The 19,361-nt window shown below is 71.1% G+C and carries 13 protein-coding genes and 1 pseudogene; 6 read left to right on the top strand and 8 right to left on the bottom strand.

Going from position 1 to position 19,361, the window contains the following annotated elements:
• Nucleotides 1-54: 54 nt before the first annotated feature.
• Nucleotides 55-585: a hypothetical protein gene (locus ACH499_RS13315; protein ID WP_356203358.1), complete on the top strand. Its 531-nt coding sequence runs from the start codon at nt 55-57 to the stop codon at nt 583-585.
• 97 nt (nt 586-682) lie between these two features.
• Here ACH499_RS13315 and acnA read toward each other — a convergent pair whose 3' ends face one another.
• A complete protein-coding gene (gene acnA / locus ACH499_RS13310; RefSeq protein ID WP_356203360.1) occupies nt 683-3,397 on the bottom strand; it encodes an aconitate hydratase AcnA in 2,715 nt (904 codons plus the stop codon).
• 313 nt (nt 3,398-3,710) lie between these two features.
• Between acnA and ACH499_RS13305 the strand changes: the two genes are divergently transcribed.
• The 4 genes and pseudogenes from ACH499_RS13305 (at nt 3,711) to ACH499_RS13290 (ending at nt 9,411) form a co-directional block, all read left to right on the top strand.
• Nucleotides 3,711-3,908: a DUF4236 domain-containing protein gene (locus ACH499_RS13305; RefSeq protein WP_356203362.1), complete on the top strand. Its 198-nt coding sequence runs from the start codon at nt 3,711-3,713 to the stop codon at nt 3,906-3,908.
• A gap of 81 nt (nt 3,909-3,989) precedes the next feature.
• Entirely contained in the window at nt 3,990-5,519 is a 1,530-nt protein-coding gene (locus ACH499_RS13300; protein ID WP_356203364.1) for a UDP-N-acetylglucosamine 1-carboxyvinyltransferase, read from the top strand.
• A gap of 299 nt (nt 5,520-5,818) precedes the next feature.
• Nucleotides 5,819-8,578 (top strand): annotated as a pseudogene (locus ACH499_RS13295) (RHS repeat-associated core domain-containing protein); the annotation flags it as partial.
• Nucleotides 8,579-8,946: 368 nt separating this feature from the next.
• The gene (locus ACH499_RS13290) at nt 8,947-9,411 is read left to right on the top strand and encodes a barstar family protein (RefSeq protein WP_356203370.1); all 465 of its coding nucleotides are present in this window, start codon (nt 8,947-8,949) and stop codon (nt 9,409-9,411) included.
• Nucleotides 9,412-9,465: 54 nt separating this feature from the next.
• Here the strand turns inward: ACH499_RS13290 and ACH499_RS13285 are convergent, their stop codons facing one another.
• A complete protein-coding gene (locus ACH499_RS13285; protein ID WP_399015487.1) occupies nt 9,466-11,154 on the bottom strand; it encodes a helix-turn-helix domain-containing protein in 1,689 nt (562 codons plus the stop codon).
• Between the two features lie 571 nt (nt 11,155-11,725).
• On the opposite strand from ACH499_RS13285, the gene ACH499_RS13280 reads away from it, so the two are divergent.
• Entirely contained in the window at nt 11,726-12,214 is a 489-nt protein-coding gene (locus ACH499_RS13280) for a MarR family transcriptional regulator (protein ID WP_356203373.1), read from the top strand.
• Nucleotides 12,215-12,371: 157 nt separating this feature from the next.
• Here the strand turns inward: ACH499_RS13280 and ACH499_RS13275 are convergent, their stop codons facing one another.
• The 6 genes from ACH499_RS13275 to ACH499_RS13250 form a co-directional block, all read right to left on the bottom strand.
• On the bottom strand, nt 12,372-13,574 hold the full coding sequence (locus ACH499_RS13275; protein ID WP_356203375.1) for a transposase: 1,203 nt from the start codon (nt 13,572-13,574) through the stop codon (nt 12,372-12,374).
• A 212-nt stretch (nt 13,575-13,786) separates the two neighbouring features.
• Entirely contained in the window at nt 13,787-14,827 is a 1,041-nt protein-coding gene (locus ACH499_RS13270) for a Gfo/Idh/MocA family protein (RefSeq protein ID WP_399015484.1), read from the bottom strand.
• A 1-nt stretch (nt 14,828) separates the two neighbouring features.
• Entirely contained in the window at nt 14,829-15,644 is an 816-nt protein-coding gene (locus tag ACH499_RS13265) for an arylamine N-acetyltransferase (protein ID WP_356203380.1), read from the bottom strand.
• Between the two features lie 14 nt (nt 15,645-15,658).
• Nucleotides 15,659-16,675, bottom strand: a complete 1,017-nt coding sequence (locus ACH499_RS13260; RefSeq protein ID WP_356203382.1) for a ketoacyl-ACP synthase III — start codon at nt 16,673-16,675, stop codon at nt 15,659-15,661.
• A gap of 79 nt (nt 16,676-16,754) precedes the next feature.
• Nucleotides 16,755-18,668, bottom strand: coding sequence for an anthranilate synthase family protein (locus ACH499_RS13255; RefSeq protein ID WP_399015482.1), 1,914 nt, complete (start codon nt 18,666-18,668; stop codon nt 16,755-16,757).
• Nucleotides 18,665-19,351 (bottom strand): isochorismatase family protein, encoded by a 687-nt coding sequence (locus ACH499_RS13250; protein WP_399015480.1) that lies wholly within the window; start codon nt 19,349-19,351, stop codon nt 18,665-18,667. The genes ACH499_RS13255 and ACH499_RS13250 overlap by 4 nt, the downstream gene beginning before the upstream one ends.
• Between the last annotated feature and the right edge of the window lie 10 nt (nt 19,352-19,361).

The raw sequence follows: 19,361 nt of genomic DNA, 5'->3' as shown, positions 1-19,361 counted from the left end.
CGGGCGTCCCGGCGGCCGCCGAGGGCGCGGCATACGCCGTCGGAGGGGGAACACGTGCGGACGAGCATCGGCGAACGCCTCACGGGACTGGTCACGGGCACGCTGCTGGCGGTGGGGGCGCTGTGCGCGACGGCCCCGCCGGCCCAGGCCTACGACCCGGATCCGAGCGTCTCCACCCACTACCGCGACACCGACACCTGCCCGTGCAGCGGGGGCGGCCTGACCGACCCGTTCGACAGCACCTCCTTCGCGTACGACGCGGGCGGTACGGCCGTCAAGATGGAGCTGAGCGACGCGGGCTGGTTCGTGGGCAAGGTGGAGTTCCATCCCTACGACGAGAAGCTCTGGGTCTACGACACCAGGAACGACGGCGACACGTTCTACGCGGCCGTCGGCTACTCGTCCGGTGGCACCTACCACGACCTGGGCACCTTCTCCGCGCCAGGGACCTCCGAGACCGTGGACCTCACGGTGAAGGACTTCGACATCCCCGAGGGCGCGTACGTCGACATCACGCTCTACGACGGGGCCGGCCGCACCGACTACATCGCCGCGGCGCGCGGCACCGGCGGGGCGGTCGCCTGACGCACGGCCCGCGACGGGGCGCGGGCCGGCGCCGCGACGCCGAAGGGCCGCACCCCCGTCGCCGGGGATGCGGCCCTCGATGCGCGCGCCGTACCGCTTACTTGCGGATCAGGCTGCGCAGCACGTACTGCAGGATGCCGCCGTTGCGGTAGTAGTCGGCCTCACCGGGGGTGTCGATGCGGACGACCGCGTCGAACTCCACGCCCGTGTCGGTGGTGACCTTGACCGTGCGCGGGGTGGTGCCGTCGTTCAGCTCGGTGACGCCGGTGACGGAGAAGGTCTCCTCGCCGGTCAGGCCGAGGGAGGCGGCGGAGTTGCCCTCCGGGAACTGCAGCGGCAGCACGCCCATGCCGATGAGGTTCGAGCGGTGGATGCGCTCGTAGGACTCGGCGATGACGGCCTTGACGCCGAGGAGCGCGGTGCCCTTGGCCGCCCAGTCGCGGGACGAACCGGAGCCGTACTCCTTGCCGGCCAGGACGACGAGCGGGATGCCCTGCTCGATGTAGTTGCGGGAGGCGTCGTAGATGAACGACACCGGACCGCCGTCCTGGGTGAAGTCGCGGGTGTAGCCGCCCTCGGTGCCCGGCGCGATCTGGTTGCGCAGGCGGATGTTGGCGAACGTGCCGCGGATCATGATCTCGTGGTTGCCGCGGCGCGAGCCGTAGCTGTTGAAGTCGCGGCGCTCGACGCCGTGCTCCGTGAGGTACTTGCCCGCCGGGGTGTCGGCCTTGATGGCACCGGCCGGGGAGATGTGGTCGGTGGTGACCGAGTCGCCGAGCTTGGCGAGCACCCGGGCGCCGGAGATGTCCTCGACCGGGGCCGGCTCCATGCCCATGCCCTCGAAGTACGGGGGCTTGCGCACGTAGGTGGACTCGCCGTCCCACTCGAAGGTGTCGCCGGTCGGGATCGGCAGCGCCTGCCACTGGGCGTCGCCCGCGAAGACGTCGCTGTAGGACTTGGAGAACATGTCCTCGCCGATGGCGTTGGCGACGACGTCGTTGACCTCGGCCTCGGAGGGCCAGATGTCCTTCAGGTAGACCGGGTTGCCGTCCTGGTCGGCGCCCAGGGCGTCCTTGGTGATGTCGACCTTCATCGAACCCGCGAGGGCGTAGGCGACGACCAGCGGCGGGGACGCCAGGTAGTTCATCTTGACGTCGGGGTTGATGCGGCCCTCGAAGTTCCGGTTGCCGGAGAGGACCGAGGTGACCGCGAGGTCGTGGTCGTTGACGGCCTTGGAGACCTCGTCCGGCAGCGGGCCGGAGTTGCCGATGCAGGTGGTGCAGCCGTAACCGACCAGGTTGAAGCCGACCTTGTCGAGGTACGGGGTCAGGCCCGCCTTCTCGAAGTAGTCGGTGACGACCTTGGAGCCCGGGGCGAGGGTGGTCTTGACCCACGGCTTGCGGGTCAGGCCCTTCTCCACGGCCTTCTTGGCCACCAGGGCGGCGGCGACCATGACGTACGGGTTGGAGGTGTTGGTGCAGGAGGTGATGGCCGCGACCGTCACCGCACCGTGGTCCAGCTCGTAGGTCGTGCCGTCGGGGGCGGTGACCGGGACCGGGTTGGAGGGCACGCCGTTGGTGACGGCGGGGGCGTCGGAGGCCGGGAAGGACTCCTGGCCCGCCTCGTCCACGCTGTCGACGTAGTTGCGCACGTCCTGCTTGAACTGCTCGGCGGCGTTGGCGAGGACGATGCGGTCCTGCGGGCGCTTCGGGCCGGCGATGGAGGGCACGACCGTGGACAGGTCGAGCTCCAGCTTCTCGGAGAAGTCCGGCTCGGCCTTCGGGTCCAGCCAGAGGCCCTGCTCCTTGGCGTACGCCTCGACGAGGGCGACCTGCTGCTCGGAGCGGCCGGTCAGGCGCATGTAGTTCAGCGTCTCGTCGTCGATCGGGAAGATCGCGGCGGTGGAGCCGAACTCCGGCGACATGTTGCCGATGGTGGCGCGGTTGGCCAGCGACGTGGCGGCGACGCCCTCGCCGTAGAACTCGACGAACTTGCCGACGACGCCGTGCTTGCGCAGCATCTCGGTGATCGTGAGGACGAGGTCGGTGGCGGTGGTGCCGGGCTGGAGCTCACCGGTGAGCTTGAAGCCGACGACGCGCGGGATCAGCATGGAGACCGGCTGGCCGAGCATGGCCGCCTCGGCCTCGATGCCGCCGACGCCCCAGCCGAGGACGCCGAGGCCGTTGACCATCGTGGTGTGCGAGTCGGTGCCGACCAGGGTGTCGGGGTAGGCCTTGCCGTCGCGGATCATGACGACGCGGGCCAGGTGCTCGATGTTCACCTGGTGGACGATGCCGGTGCCGGGCGGGACGACCTTGAACTCGTCGAAGGCGGTCTGGCCCCAGCGCAGGAACTGGTAGCGCTCCTTGTTGCGGCCGTACTCCAGGTCGACGTTCTGCTTGAAGGCGTCGTTGGTGCCGAACTTGTCGGCGATGACGGAGTGGTCGATGACCAGCTCGGCCGGGGCCAGCGGGTTGATCTTCGCCGGGTCGCCGCCCAGCTCCTTGACGGCCTCGCGCATGGTGGCGAGGTCGACGACGCAGGGGACGCCGGTGAAGTCCTGCATGATCACGCGGGCCGGCGTGAACTGGATCTCCTGCGACGGCTGGGCCTGCGAGTCCCAGCCGCCGAGGGCGCGGATGTGGTCGGCGGTGATGTTCGCGCCGTCCTCGGTGCGGAGCAGGTTCTCCAGCAGCACCTTCAGGCTGTAGGGAAGGCGCGCGCTGCCCTCGACCTTGTCCAGCCGGAAGATCTCGTACGACTCGTCGCCCACCTGCAGCGTGCTGCGGGCGTCGAAGCTGTTCGCCGACACGACAGTCTCCTTCATTTATGTGCGCGTTCCACCGCATCCTGCCGCCACGCCGCCCTGGCCGGTCCGCTGAGGCAGGGCTAAGTTAGGTTACCCTTACCAGGGTGGCGGCTGCGGTACGCCTCGGCAGATATCTCGATGTCGAGATAACTCTAGTACATGGCCGCGGGCTGGTCATGCCCGGGCGCGGTGTGGCGTGCGCCCCACCGTGCCCCTGGCGCGGGCCCCGTCCGAGTACCCAGCGGGCCATCCCCACGCCGATCCGGGGTATCCGGGTCGTGCCGGGCACCCCCGGCACGACTCGGAAGGGGGCACGATGCCGCTCACGTTCCGCAAGAGCTTCCGGATCCTCCCCGGAGTACGTCTGAACATCAACAAACGTTCCTGGTCCCTCACGACCGGCGGCCGCAACGGGCCACGTCACACCCGCAGCAGCACGGGGCGCCGCACGACGTCGATGGATCTGCCCGGGCCCTTCGGATGGCGCCGCACGACGACGGCCCGGCGACGCTGACGGCCGGGCACCCTTGACGGCCCGTCACTCGAACGGACCCCCCGAGAGGTGCCATCTCATATCTGAGATAGCCTCAACCCCATGGCAGACGACTACCTCGTACGCATCGGCAGGCTCATCCGTGACGCCCGGCAGCACCGCGGCTGGACGCAGTCACAGCTTGCGGAGGCGCTCAACACCAGTCAGAGCGCCGTCAACCGCATCGAGCGCGGCAACCAGAACATCAGCCTTGAGATGATCGCCCGCATCGGCGAAGCGCTGGACAGCGAGATCGTCTCCCTGGGCTACGCGGGTCCGATGCACCTGCGCGTGGTCGGCGGCCGCCGCCTGTCCGGCGCCATCGACGTCAAGACCAGCAAGAACGCCTGTGTGGCCCTGCTGTGCGCCTCGCTGCTCAACAAGGGGCGCACGGTGCTGCGCCGGGTCGCCCGCATCGAGGAGGTCTACCGCCTCCTGGAGGTGCTGAACTCCATCGGCGTGCGCACCCGCTGGATCAACGAGGGCGTCGACCTGGAGATCGTCCCGCCGGCCGAGCTGGACATGGAGGCCATCGACGCCGAGGCGGCGGTGCGCACACGCTCCATCATCATGTTCCTGGGCCCGCTGCTGCACCGCATGGACCGCTTCCGGCTGCCCTACGCCGGCGGCTGCGACCTCGGCACCCGCACCATCGAGCCGCACATGATCGCGCTGCGCCGGTTCGGCCTGGACGTCGCCGCGACCGAGGGCCACTACCACGCGGTGGTCGACCGCGCGGTGCGCCCTGACCGCCCGATCGTGCTGACCGAGCGGGGCGACACGGTCACCGAGAACGCCCTCCTCGCCGCCGCCCGGCACGACGGCGTCACCGTCATCCGCAACGCCTCGTCCAACTACATGGTCCAGGACCTGTGCTTCTTCCTGGAGGCCCTGGGCGTCAAGGTCGAGGGCATCGGCACCACCACGCTGACCGTGCACGGCCGGCCCGTCATCGACGCCGACGTGGACTACTCCCCCTCCGAGGACCCGGTCGAGGCGATGAGCCTGCTGGCCGCCGCCGTCGTGACGGAGTCGGAGCTGACGGTGCGTCGCGTGCCCATCGAGTTCCTGGAGATCGAGCTGGCGGTCCTGGAGGAGATGGGCCTCGACCACGACCGCACCCCGGAGTACGTCGCGGACAACGGCCGCACCCGGCTCGTGGACCTCACCGTCCGGCCCTCCAAGCTGGAGGCGCCGATCGACAAGATCCACCCGATGCCGTTCCCCGGCCTGAACATCGACAACGTCCCGTTCTTCGCGGCCATCGCGGCCTCCGCGCAGGGCAAGACCCTCATCCACGACTGGGTCTACGACAACCGCGCCATCTACCTGACCGACCTCAACCGCCTCGGCGGCCGCCTCCAGCTCCTGGACCCGCACCGGGTCCTGGTCGAGGGCCCCACCCGCTGGCGCGCCGCCGAGATGATGTGCCCGCCGGCCCTGCGCCCCGCGGTCGTCGTCCTGCTGGCGATGATGGCGGCGGAGGGCACGTCGGTGCTCCGCAACGTCTACGTCATCAACCGGGGTTACGAGGACCTGGCGGAACGGCTGAACTCGATCGGGGCGCAGATCGAGATCTTCCGGGACATCTGAGCCACGGACACCACCGCCGCACCCGGCCCGGCCTGCGAGCACAGAGGTCAGGAGCGGGTGCGGTGGCGCGTCCGGGAACTTCTCTCCCGGCCTGGTTCCCCCGTGGACCGCGCGGCCTCGGAACGAGGGCGCCGTGCGGGGCCCCGGTGAGGGTCCCGGAGAACCACCGCCACCTTCCGGAGCGTCTGTTCTACGGTGCCGTCAGTGACCGAGGACGAGGGAGGGGCCGTGGAGCAGTCGGGGACGGTGCTCGCCGGGCGTATCGCCGAGCGGCGGGCCGGAGTCGGGGACCCGCGGGCTTCAGCGCCCCGCTCGGCAGCGAGCCCGGCGGCGACGGAACCGCCTGGCTGACCACCGTCACCGAACGCAACGGCCACACGATCACCGTCGACCGCACCGACGACGGTGTGCCGACGGCCCTGGTCCACTCGGCCGGCCATCAGCTGACGCTGACCACCGCCGACGGCCGGATCACCGCCTTGTCCGTGACCGGCGGGGGCGAAGGGGGCACGGATCTGCTCCTGATGCGCTACGGCTACCAGGACGGCGATCTGACCACCGTCACCAAGCCCTCCGGCGCCACCACCACGTTCGTCTACGACGACCGCCGCCGCGTCACGGCGTGGATCGACTCCAACGGCAGCCGCTACGACTACGCCTACGACGACCGTGACCGCGTCATCGCCGAAGGCGGCGAAGCAGGCCACGTCCAGATCACCCTGGCCTACACCGAACCCGACCCCGAAACCGGCCACCGCGCCACCACCCTCACCACCGCTGAGGGACACACCACCCGCCACCTCATCGGCGCCGGCTGCCGGGTCCTGGCCACCACCGACCCCCTCGGTCACACCACCCGCTTCACCTACGACACCCGCGGCAACCTGCTGACCCGCACCGACCCACTCGGCCGCACCACCGTCCACGGCTACGACGAGGACGACCTGCTCGTCGCGGTCACCCGGCCCGACGGCACCGAATCGCGCATCGTGCGCGGCCCGCTCGGACTGCCGGTGGAGTTCCACGAGCCGGACGGCACCCGCCGCACCCAGGAATTCGACGACCGCGGCAATCGGATCAGCGTCACCGACGCGGCCGGCCACACCACCCGCTACGCCTACGACGACGCCGGCCGCCTCCTCTCCGTCACCGACCCCCTCGGCGCCACGACCCGGGTGGTGTGCGACGCCGCGGGCCTGCCGGTGGAGGTCACCGACCCGGCCGGGGGCACCACCCGCGTGGGACGCGATGCCCTCGGCAGACCCGTCAGCACGGTCGACCCCCTGGGCGGCGTCACCGGTCTGACCTGGAACGCCGACGGTCGACTCGCCCTCCGTACAGCCCCGGACGGGGCCACGGAGTCATGGACCTACGACGGTGAGGGCAACTGCCTGACCCACACCTCCCCTGCGGGAGGAGTGACCCGGTTCGAGTACACCCACTTCGACCTCCTCGCCGCCCGCACCGGACCGGACGGCGCCCGCTACGCGTTCGAGTACGACACCGGCCTGCGCCTCACCCGTGTCACCGACCCGCAAGGGCTGGGCTGGAGCTACCGGTACGACGCGGTCGGCCATCTGGTCTCGGAAACCGACTTCGACGGACGCACCGTCGGTTACCGCTTCGACGCGGCGGGGCAGTTGACCAAGCGGATCGACCCGCTCGGCGACGTCATCTCCTTCACCTACGACGAGCTGGGCCGTATCACGTGCAAGGACGCCGCCGGACGGACAACCAGCTACGCCTACGACCCGGCCGGGCGCCTGCTGCGGGCATCCGGCCCGGACGGCGACCTGATCCGGCAGTACGACCGACGCGGCCTGGTCAAGACGGAACTCGTCGACGGCCGCGCCACCACCTATCGTTACAACGCCGTGGGCCGTCGCGTGGGACGTACCACCCCCACCGGCCATGTCACCACCTACGCCCATGACGCGGCAGGCCGCCCCGGCCTCCTGACCGCCGGTGGTCATCAGGTCACCTTCACCCATGACGCGGCGGGCCGTGAACTGTCCCGCGTTTTCGGCTCCCTCACCGTCACCTCGGCGTGGGACGAGGCGGGGCGGCTGTCCGCCGAGCACCTGACCGCCGGCGGGCGCACTCTCAACAGCCGCGCCTACGCCTACCGCGCCGACGGCCACCTCTCCGCGGTCTTCGACCGGTTGTCGGGCAACCGCACCTTCGGCCTCGACCCGGTCGGCCGTGTCACCGCCGTGACCGCCGACGACTGGAGCGAGCGGTACGCCTACGACGCGAGCGGCAATCAGGTCTCCGCCTCCTGGCCCGCCTCCCATCCCGGCCGGGAAGCCACGGGGGCCCGCACGTACCACGGCACGTCCCTCACCCGCGCCGGAGGTGTGCGCTACGAACACGACCCCCTGGGCCGCGTCACCCTGCGCCAAAAGACCCGCCTCTCCCGCAAACCCGACACCTGGCGCTACACGTGGGACGCCGACGACCGCCTCACCTCCGTCGTCACCCCCGACGGCACCCGCTGGCGGTACCGCTACGACCCCCTGGGCCGCCGCACCGCCAAGCAACGCCTGGCCTCGGACGGCGAGACGGTCGTCGAGGAGGTCCGCTTCACCTGGGACGGCACCACCCTGTGCGAGCAGATCACGGCGTCGCAGGACATGCCGCATCCCGTGGCGCTCACCTGGGACCACCGCGGCCTGACTCCGCTGGCCCAGACGGAACGGATCCTCACCGCGGATGCCCGCCAGGAGGAGATCGACCGGCGTTTCTTCGCCATCGTCACCGACCTCGTCGGTGCCCCCACCGAACTCGTCGACGAGTCCGGCGACATCGCCTGGCGCACCCGCAGCACCCTGTGGGGCACCACCGCCTGGACCCGCACCAGCAACGCCTACACTCCTCTGCGCTTCCCCGGTCAGTACTACGACCCCGAAACCGGCCTCCACTACAACTACTTCCGTCACTACGACCCCGAGACCGGCCGCTACACGGCTCCGGACCCGCTCGGCCTCACACCCGCGCCCAACCCCGTCGCCTACGTCGACAACCCCCACACGGGCGCCGACCCCCTGGGACTGTCGCCGAACTACCAGGTGGGCCAGACCCTGGGCGACACGTCGAAACTGAGCGGGTGGCTTCCCACCAAGGTGCCGGCGGAGTCCCAGGCGGTGCTCCGCGACATCCGTGAGTTCGGTGTGGAGGCCCAGGGCGCGGGTCCTCAACTCATGGGGCCGTCCATCCCCAAGCCATTCGAGAACAGCGGGAAGAACGGCGCCTACAAACTTCCCGAATTCGACAGTCAGGGAAACTCGATCCGGTACACGGAATGGGGAACGGTGCAGTCGGTCGACAATCCGAAATGGGGCGGCGAGAGGATCGTGACCGGGTCGGACGGATCGGCGTACTACACTCCGACCCATTATCAGACGTACATCGTGATGGAGACCGGCCGATGAGCGACGCCACCTGGTGGGAACCGCACGAGGCGGAGGTCCGGGTCGTCCCGGCCGACTCCACGCTCTCCGTCGCGCGCGCCCTGCCTCCCACCGGGCTGATCCACTCGGCCCGGATGCGGGGACGGGAAATGCGCGACTCCGACGGGGTGTTCACCCAGTTCTACGAGGCACTGCGCCTCCCGGACTACTTCGGCTGGAACTGGAACGCACTGCGGGACTGCCTGACCGATCTGCACTGGATCGGGGCCAAGCATTTCCTGCTCACCATCGACGACGCCGACGCCGTGCTCTCCGAGAGTGCCGAGGAGCGCGAAATCCTCTTCCGTGCCCTGAACGACGCCGTGAGGTTCTGGGTGGGAAAACCCGAGCTTCCGGGTCAGGAGAAAATCACCTTCCAGGCCGTACTGCTGTGCCCGCCCGACGTCCGGGAGGAGATGCTCCGCGAAATCAGGGCCTGTTGAGGCACGCCCGACACGCCGCCGCCGCGGTGAGGCGGGCCACCGCGGCGGGGCGGGTCAGCTCGGGTCCGGGGAGGGGGTGTCGGGGAGGGAGTGGCACACCCGCTGGAGTCGCAGGGCGAGCTGCACCTCCAGCGCGCGGGCCGGTTCCTGCCAGTCGGGGCCGAGGAGCTGGGCGATGCGCTCCAGGCGCCGGAAGACCGTGTTGGGGTGGACCTGGAGGGCCTCCGCGGCGTACGTGGGGCTGCTGCCCGCGGCGAAGTAGGCCTCCAGCGTGCTCACCAGCTCGGTGGAGCGCTCCTCGTCGTAGTACAGGACCGGGCCGAGGGTCTGCTCGATGAAGCCGCCCACGTCCCGGCTGCCGCCGAGCAGCATGCCGACGAAGCCGAGCTCCTCCACGGTCGCCGTGGCGCCGTGCCGGCCCATGCTCGTCAGGGCCTCGACGCACCGCTTGGCCTGCCCGTACCCGTTCGCCACCGCGTTCTGCCCGCCGTCGGCCGGGGCGCCGCCCGCGGTCACGGGGCGGTTGAGCGCCTGGCCGAGGAGGCGGGAGACGTCGCGGGCCGCGACGCCCGCGTCGTCGCCGGGCAGCAGCAGCACCAGGCACCCGTCGCGCATGGTCTTCGCCCCGCCCTGCCGCACCACGTAGGGCGAGGCCCAGGCCATCAGCCGTCCGCGCTGGGCGCCCTCGGCGTGGGCGACGACGACCACGTGGGGCTGGGTGAGGTTCACGCCCAGGCGCTGGGTCAGTTGCACGACGCGCTGCGGGTCGCGTCCCGGGTGGTCCAGGAGGGCGTCGAGGGCCTCGTCCCGGGCCTGGCCGTCGATCGAGGCGGCGCTGCGGTTGACCAGGGCCAGGAAGGCCGCGGCCCGCGCGGCGTGGGCGGCCACGTCGTGGCACGGCTCGGACAGCGGCCGGTCGGCGTGGATGATCAGGGCGCCAAGGTTCTCGCCGCCGGCGTTGACGGGCAGCACGGTGGTGTCCTCGCCGACGCGCACGGTCCTGTTCTCGGCGCGGGCCTCCAGGACGGCCGCGTCCAGTTCGCCGCCGTCCTCGGGGACGCTGCCCGAGACGGCGACGGTGCGGTCGCTCTCGTCGCGCAGGGTCACGGACACCGAGAGCGCCTCGGCCAGTTCGTTGGCGACGGCGTGGGCGTCGGCCCCTTCGAGCACCACGTCGTGCATGCGGCGGCCGGCGCGTCCGACGCGCTGCTCGGCGTACAGGCGGGCGCGCAGGCGGTCGTACTCGGAGGTGACGCGGGCGATCCGGCCCCGGGCCTCGTCGAGGGCGCGGAAGCGTTCGACGGTGGAGGCCGTGTAGTCGGCCAGGAAGGACATGAGGGAGATGTCCTCGGACGCGTAGGAGCGGGTCTCGCGGTCCGCGCACAGCAGCAGCCCGATGACTCCCTCCCGGGTGGTGAGGGGGCGGGCCATGACGGCACGGACGCCCTCTTGCGCCAGGATGCGGTCGGCCAGTTCGTCGTGCCGGAACTTCTCGTCCCCCGCGCCGTCCGCGGTCCACACCCGGGTGCCGCCGCGGCGGCTGTCACCGGGGCGGACGTCGGAGTCCCGCAGGTCCCCGATCGGGGTCATCAGCCCGTCCTGCGCGAGTTGTACGGACATGCCCTCGTCGTAGAGGCTGATCACGCTGATGTCGGCGCGCAGCAGGGTCCGGGCGCGCCGCACGATGGTGGTGAGCAGGGAATCGAGGCACTGCTGCTCGGCGATGTCCCGGATCGCGTCCATGAGAAGGAGCGGCTGTTCTTTCCGGACTGCTCTGTTCGGCATGCACCCCGGAATGTGGAGAGCGTACTGACGGGCCCTTCCCAGCGCATCCGAGTTCTGCGGGCCACTTCGGTCCAGCCTGCCCCGAGAAAAGGACTCCTCTAATTTTCCAGGGGATTCGTTCTCAGCGAGCAGCCCCGATCGGGCGAAATCAGCGGGCTGCGCGGCGGTTTCCTGAGACATCACTCTCCAGGGCGATGGGAAAACGGCTCTTCTCTACGGTGAAGACGAGCAAGCCAGTGCGCTGGGTGGTCACCTTTCATCGTCGGAGCTCAGCGTCCGGAGGTTACGGGCTCCGGAGGCGGTGCCGGTCCCGGGTGCTCCCGACGGTGCCGCGAGGGCCGGCCGAGACCGCCCGGCCGGGTCTGTGCTTCCCGCTGCTTCCCCAACCCTCTCCCGCGGGGGTACCTTCGCTACAAGGCATCTCAGCGGAGAATTATCTTGGCTACTAAGGCAGTTTGATGCTAGGAAAGTGCGAGGACCAATGTCAAGTACGGGACCCAAGGGGGCGGGGAGCGCGGAGGGTTACCACGTGCGATCCGGCCAGGGCGGCGACGACCCCCGCCGCAACGCAGCGCTCCAGCGGGCCATGACCGCCGCCCGGGAGTTCGGGCTGGCCAGCATTTCGCTGAACAGCGCGGTCGCCAAGAGCCTGGACATCCATCCGACGGACGCCTGGATCCTGACCTACATGCGAGGACTGCCGGGCGAATTGGTGCTCACTCCCGGTGACCTGGCCAAGGTCACCGGCCTGACCACCGGAGCGATCACCGGCGTGGTCGACCGGCTGGAATCCCAGGGGTACGTCCGCCGCGAGCGGGGCGCCCAGGACCGGCGCAAGGTCATCATCGTCCCGACCGAGAAGAGCGCCAAGGTCGCCGAGGTCTTCCGCCCCCTGGTCGAGGGCATCATGACGATGGCCCTCCGCTATCCCACGGAGGCCCTGGAGACGATCGGCGAGTACTTCGAGGGCGCGGTCGCCGCGACCGAGGACGCCGTCGTCCGGCTCCGGGAGCTGTAGCCGGGCCGATTCCGGCCGGCACGGTTCCCCGGGTGCCCGGACGGCCGGGCCACGGGCCGCGCGGGACGCGGCCCGGCCCGGCACGGGGCCGGGCAGGTCCGGGCGCGGCGTCGGCCCGGAGGCCGGTGGCGCCGGCCCGGGTGCCCGGGCCCCGCTGTCACGGGCGCTTGGACACGTCCCCGAGGACGGACACCGCGTGGGCCGCCGAGGCGAGGGTGACGTGGCGGTGCCAGCCGCCGTAGGAGCGGCCCGCGAAGTCCCGGATGCCGAGGCGGTCGGCCGTCTGCCGGAAGTCGCGTTCCGTGCGGGACGGCAGCCTGCTCCAGTTCACGAGGGCGGGCAGCGGGGCGTCCGTCATGTTGGTCAGCCACACCTGCCCGACCCGCCTGCGGGGACCGTTGCCGATGCCGACCAGGCACAGGTCACGGGCGGCCGGGTCGGCCGGCGCGGCCTGCGGGAGGCGTACTCCCAGCAGGGAGACGACGCTGGTGTGCAGCGTGCTCGAGGTGGCCCCGGACTCCCGCCACACCACCGGTCGCGGCGCCTCCCGGTCGGCCGCCATGAGCCGGCCCGCCGGCTGCACGCCGGGCGCCCGGCCGAGCCGCAGCGGATCCGTCACGGCCAGCGGATAGGCGCTGTTGATCCGCGCCAGGAAGCGCACGCCCGAGTCGGTGAACCGGCGCACCAGGGTCGGCATGTCCATGTTGCGCGCGTCCAGGACCACGGGCCGCGACGGCATGCCCCACTCGCGCGCCGTCTCCAGGCACGCGTCGATCGTCATGTCGCCCATGCTCCGCGGGCCGAGATCGGCCGGAAGCGACGCCTGCCGGCGGCGGACGACGTCGCCCGTCCAGGAGGACGAGAGGTACAGCCGCCAGTTCACCGGGACGCTGGTGTGCTCGGACACCGCCCAGACCCCCATCGCGCGCTGGGCGTTGAGCACCCGGCCCATCTCCGGGACGTACTGCCGGTCCACGCCGACGGAGTTCTCCCCCGCCTTCGGGATGACCATGGGCTGCGCCACCCAGGCGAGCGGCGGAGCCGAGCTGACCAGGTGCCGGGCCAGGGCGCGGCGCACCGGAGCCCAGTCCCAGGTGGAGCTGCACACGAAGTGGTGCAAACTCTGCTCGGTGGCCGAGCCGCCCAGCAGCGCGGCGATGTTGCGGATCGACCGGCGTCCGCGGACGCCGAGCAGACCGCGCAGGTACTCGACTCCTTTTCGCCGCTGATCGCTGCGCGGCAGCGACGCGAAGAGCGCCGCGCCTAATTCCGTGAGCGTGCCGTCGTCCCACCATGAATCAGAAGTGACGGACTGGAGTTCCTCGGTTGAAGTTCCGGATATGAGCGCCCCTGTACCCATCGAATCCCCCGCTGGTTGATGGTGCCGTTCTCCGACGCCTCTACGGTCGCCGTTCGACCACCTATTCGACAAGGTATTCCGAGCACCCCTTTGGACCGCCCGTGTGGGGGGAGCCCACTTTCTCACTTCCGGCCGCGTTCGGAACCCGGACAGCGCGAAGCCGGCCACGACGGCGGGGGGGCGGCCGTCGTGGCCGGCTCAGTGGGTGCGGCTCACTCGGTGCCGGCGGTCCCGGCGAGTTCCACGGGCCGCGCCGTCGCGCCGGACTCCAGCAGCGCCGCCACCGCCCGTGCCTGGGCCACCGCCTCGCGGCGGCCGAACGGCAGCTCCGTGTCCGTGGCGATCGCCGTGGACACCTCGTCGAACTGGATGCGGGAGATGTGGAACATCTCGTCGAGCCGGTAGGTGCCCTCCGGGTCGACCGGGAAGTACTCCTTCTGCGACTCCAGCATCGGCACCGGGCCCTGGAGGTCCAGCTCGACGGGGTCCGTGCCGCCGAACCAGGGCTGGTGCACCACTACCCGGCCCTTGGTTCCCACGACGTGCAGGAAGTCGCCGCGGGCGATGTCCTGGCCCACCACGAACTGCCCGAGCACGTCGTTCGGCAGCCGCAGGCTCCCCGTGAAGGCGTGGTCGGCCGCCTCGGGGCCGCGCCGCACCTCCTCGGCGTACACGCGCGTGGGCTCACCGGCGAAGCAGCGGATCGCGCTGAGCGCGAAGACGCCCAGGTCGAGCAGGGCTCCGCCGCCGAGCGCGCGGTCGCGGCGGAAGTAGTCCGGCGGTACGGCGGCGGTGCAGGCGGCGTAGACGTACATCAGGTCGCCGATGCGGCCCTCGTCCACCAGCTTCTTGGCCAGCCGGATCTGCGGGTGGTGGCGGAACATCACCCCCTCGATGCACTTGCGGCCCGCCGCCTCCGCCTCGTCGAAGACGCGCTCCACGTCCGCGACGGACAGGCCCAGCGGCTTCTCGCACAGGACGTGCTTGCCGGCCCGCAGCGCCTTGACGGCCCACTCCACGTGGTCCACCGGGTGCAGCGCGACGAACACCGCGTCGACGTCCTCGCAGGCCAGCAGTTCGTCGTAGGAGCCGAAGCTGCGCGGGATGCCGTGGTTCGCGGCGTACTCGCGCGCCTCGTCCGCGTCCCCGGTCGCCACGGCCGCGAACTCCATCGTCTCCGACTTGGCGTTCGCCGCGACGGCGACGTTGGCGTAACCCCCGGTGACCAGCAGTCCCCAACGTACCTTGTTCACTTCAGACCCCTTCGGTGGTCGCCGGCAGGTCGGGGACCTCGTCCAGCTTGATGCCGTACAGCTTCTCGAACGTGGTGAGGAACTCGGCGTCGTCCTCCAGGACCCTGGAGGACTTGCGCCGGCCGTTCTCGTACTCGGTCAGGACCCGGTTGAACATGGAGATCCTGCCGGTCGGCGTCACGATGGACGCCCACAACTGGGTGGTGGCGGGGGCGTTCGGGGACGACCACAGGTACCACAGGGCGGCGTCGAAGTCGTCCAGCTCGCGCGGGTGCATCTCGGCACGCCAGCGCAGTACGCCGTCGTGGAACATCTCCACGTCGCCGTCCGCGGTGAAGGCGAGCCGGTACTCGCCGTGCGGGTCGCTCTGCACGCCGAGTTCGCGCATCCTCATCGGCTTGCGGCTGGCCCAGCGGAAGCCGACGTCGACCAGGTAGGGCTGGTCGAGTTCGACGCGCAGCACCAGGTGGCCGTGGTACTGGCCGTGGAAGGCGTGCTTGCCGTTGTGCAGGATGCGGGCGCCCAGCAGCGTCACCGGGTAGCCCAGGTGGCGCAGCAGGAGGGCGAAGGCGGAGTTCAGCTCCCCGCAGCCGCCGCCCCGGCGCTTGTTGACGATCTTGTCGTACAGAGGCTCGTCGCGGACGCTCGGGAAATTCTTCAGGATCAGGTCGAGCGTCTCGAAGGGGACCGTCATGACATGACGTTCCATCAGGTAGCACAGGGACTCGTAGTCCACCGTGGCGGGGCGCTCGGCCCCGATCCGCTCCAAGTACGCGTCGACGTCGAACACGAAGTCGCTCGTCCCGGTCTCGCTCATCTTGCTCTCCTCCCTCACTTCCAGCGCAGCAGCGCGAAGCCGAACGTCATGCCGGCGCCGATCGAGACCATCAGGACCGTCTCGCCGGAGGCGATGGCGCCCCGGCGGACCGCGCGGTCCAGGGTCACGGGGATCGACGCGGAGCCGGTGTTGCCGAAGTCGCGCGCACTGGCGTGCAGCCGGGGGCGGGTGAAGCCCAGCAGCTCGGGCAGGCTCTCCACCATCCGCTGGTTGCCCTGGTGCGGCACGATGTGGTCGATGTCCTCCAGTTCCTGGCCGGCGTCGTGGAGGAAGTCCTTCGACATCTGCGGGATGTGCTCCTGGAAGATCTCCATGATCCGGCGGCCGTTCATCCGCACGTAGTGCTGACCGGCGTCGACCGTCTCGTGCGAGGCGGGCAGCCGGCTGCCGCCGGCCGGGATCCCGCCGACCTCGCTGTCCACCGGGAAGCTGGTGATCCGGGTGGCCAGCAGCCCGCTGTCGCCGTCCGCCGGGCCGAGCACCACTGCGCCGGCGCCGTCGCCCCACAGGGCGGTGGTGCGCCGGTCCTCGTAGTTGCGGAACCTGCTGTAGGTGTCGGCGCCGATCACCAGCGCGTAGCCGCCCCGCACGCTCAGGTACGTCGACGCCATGTCGACGGCGGTCAGGAAGCCCGCGCAGGCCGCCTGGATGTCGAAGGTGCCCGTGGTGGTCGGGCACTCGAGGGCCAGCGCGGTCAGGCTGGCGACGGACGGCCCCGCCATGTCCGGCGTGGCCGTGCCGACGATGATCAGCGAGAGCTGCGCCGGGGAGATCCCGGCGTCCTCCAGGGCGGCGCGGGCGGCGTTCAGGGCGAGGTCGGAGGTGGCCTCGTCCGGCCCGACCGCCCGGCGGGTGACGATGCCCGTCTTGCGGATGATCCACTCGTCGGTGACGCCCGCCCGGTCGGCGAGCATGTCGTTGGTGATGACCTGGGAGGGCAGGTACGAGCCGATTCCCAGGACTCCGATGCGGGCTCCACGCTGCGTGGGGCTGTTGGTCGTCGTGCTCATCTGCCCGGCTCCTGACTCTTCGTCGATCGCGGTTCGGTCGGTTCGGTCCGGCCGGCCCGGCCCCTTCGGCCCGGCCGGTTCACAGCAGCCCCCGGAGCAGGGTGCTCATGATCCGGGGCCCGTTCCTGGTGAGCACCGACTCGGCGTGGAACTGCATAGAGGCGAAGTGCGGGCCGCGCAGCGCGTGCACGTCCCCGGTCTCCGCGTCCCGGCTCACCCGCACCGTGCCGATGCCTTCCGCCTCGACGACGGGGCCGGCGCTGCGTGCGGTGAAGGCGTTGTAGAAGCCGACGCGCTCCTCGGTGCCGAACAGGTCGATCACCTTCTGCACGCCCTGGTTCGGCGGGGTGCGGCGCAGCACGTCGAGGCCGAGCCGCAGGCTGAGCACCTGGTGGCTGAGGCAGACCGCGAGGAAGGGCCTGCGGTCCTCGAGCAGCCGTGCCACCCCCGCGTGGACGGCCGCGATGCGCGGGTCGTCGGTCTCCTTCGGGTCGCCGGGGCCGGGGCCCATCACGACCAGGTCGTAGTCGTCGACGTCGTACGGCTCGTCGAAGCGGCGGACGGTCACCTCGGGCCCCAGCGAGGAGAGCTGGTGGGCGATCATCGCGGTGAAGGTGTCCTCGGCGTCGACCACGAGCGTCCTCACCCCGGCCAGTTCCGGGTGGAACTGCGTGGCGGGCGCGCCCTCCCCGGCGAGCCAGAACCCCGCCAGGTGCGTGTTGCGGCCGCGCAGCGCGGAGACCACGTCCGGGTGCCGGCTCAGGCCCTCCGGGTCGCTCTCCCGCAGGGCGGACAGCAGCCCGGCGGCCTTGGCGGCGGTCTCCTTCACCTCCGACTCCGGGTCCGAGTGGCGGACGAGCGTGGCGCCCACGCCGATGTCCACCCGGCCGGCGGCGTCGATCTCCGCGGTGCGGATGAGGATGGAGGAGTCGAGGGCCGGCGCGTCGTGCTCGTCCCGCCCGATCAGGGCCATGACGCCGCTGTAGTACCGGCGGCCGGACCTCTCGTAGCGCTCGATGACCCGGCAGGCGCTCTCCAGCGGGCTGCCGGTGACGGTCGGGGCGAACATGGTCTCCCGCAGGATGTCCCGCGGGTCGCGGGTGCTGTGCCCCGACAGCAGGTACTCGGTGTGCGCGAGGCGGGCCATCTCCTTGAGGTACGGGCCCGTGATGCGGGCGCCGCCGTCGCAGATGCGGGCCATCATCTTCAGTTCCTCGTCGACCACCATGTACAGCTCGTCCGCTTCCTTGCGGTCGGCCAGGAACTCCATGAGGCCGGGCAGCGAGGGCCCCGAGGCGGGGTAGCGGTAGGTGCCGCTGATGGGGTTCATCACGGCCGTACCGTGGTGCAGGCTGACGTGCCGCTCGGGGGTGGCGCCGACGAAGGTGCGGTCGCCGAGGTGGACGAGGAAGGTCCAGTAGGCGTTGGACTCGCGCTCCAGCAGCCGCCGGAAGAAGACCAGGGCGTCGAGGACGTCGTAGTCCTCGATCTCGGCGGTGAAGGTGCGCTTGATGACGAAGTTGGCGCCCTGGCCGCTGCCGATCTCGTCCGTGATGATCTTGCGGACGATGTCGGCGTAGGCCGTGTCGTCGACGTCGTGGCCGATGCCGGCGTCGGACAGCCGCAGGGGCCGGTCGGCGATGAGCGCGGCGGCCTCGGCGACGGGCACCTTCTCCTGGCCGGTCACGCGCAGCGCGAGCAGCGGCGCCTCGTCGTCGTTGCAGACGAAGCCGCGCTCGGAGATCTGCCGGTAGGGCACCACGGCCAGCAGGTCGTGCCGGGGCGTGACGGGCGTTCCGGGTGCCTCGGCCGACGGGCCGGGCAGCGGCAGGTCGGCCAGTGCGCCGGGGGTGTCGACCTCCCCCACCAGCACGTCGAGCAGTCCGGGCGAGCGCTCCGGGCGGTGCAGGAGGGCGAACGCGGCGGGTCGGCCGGGGCCCAGGATCCGGTCGAACAGGCGGTGGCCCGCGGGGCTCGCGGGGGCGGCGCTCACCGGGACTCCGCCGGGATCAGGGCGGACTCGGCCGCGGCGCGGGCGCCGATCCCGTCGACGAGCGTCGTGGTGGAGGCCACGACCGCGCAGCGTCCCGCCGCGTAGTTCAGGGCGAGCTCGTGGGCGTCCCTCGAGAAGTCGGCGACGGCGTCCGCGGCGAGGAACACCTGGATGTCGTGGCCGAACGCCTCCAGCGCGGTGGTGAGGATGCCGACGTGCGCGTACACCCCGCACACCACGAGCTGGTCCCGGCCCTGCGCGCGCATGCGCTCCAGCAGGTCGGAGCGGAAGAAGGCGCTGTAGCGCCACTTGGTGAGCCGCCAGTCCCCGTCGGCGGGCGCGAGGGCGTCGACCACGAGCCGGTCGTCGGGGTCGACGCGCATGCCCGGCCCCCAGAAGTCCGCGAGGAGTCCGCGCTCCTCGGGGCTCATGCTGCCGGGCTGGGCGGTGTACGCCGTCGGGACGCCGGCCGCGGCGCAGGCCTCGCGCAGCCGGACCGCGTTGCCCACGAGCGGCTCGCGCAGGGGCGCGGGGAACGGGCGCAGGAAGTAGCGCTGCATGTCGTGGACGAGGAGGACCGCGCGTCGCGGGTCCACCGTCCACGGGGCGACGTTGTCGGGCAACTCCTCCGCCGTCGGCATCGGGTAGGGGTCGATCGCCGGGATACCGGCCGTGAACCTCATGGATCTCACC

Source organism: Streptomyces sp. NPDC018947, assembly GCF_044390505.1.
GTDB lineage: Bacteria > Actinomycetota > Actinomycetes > Streptomycetales > Streptomycetaceae > Streptomyces.
The sequence above is the reverse complement of the archived record's forward strand: the minus strand, read 5'-3'. Positions and strand labels throughout refer to the sequence as shown.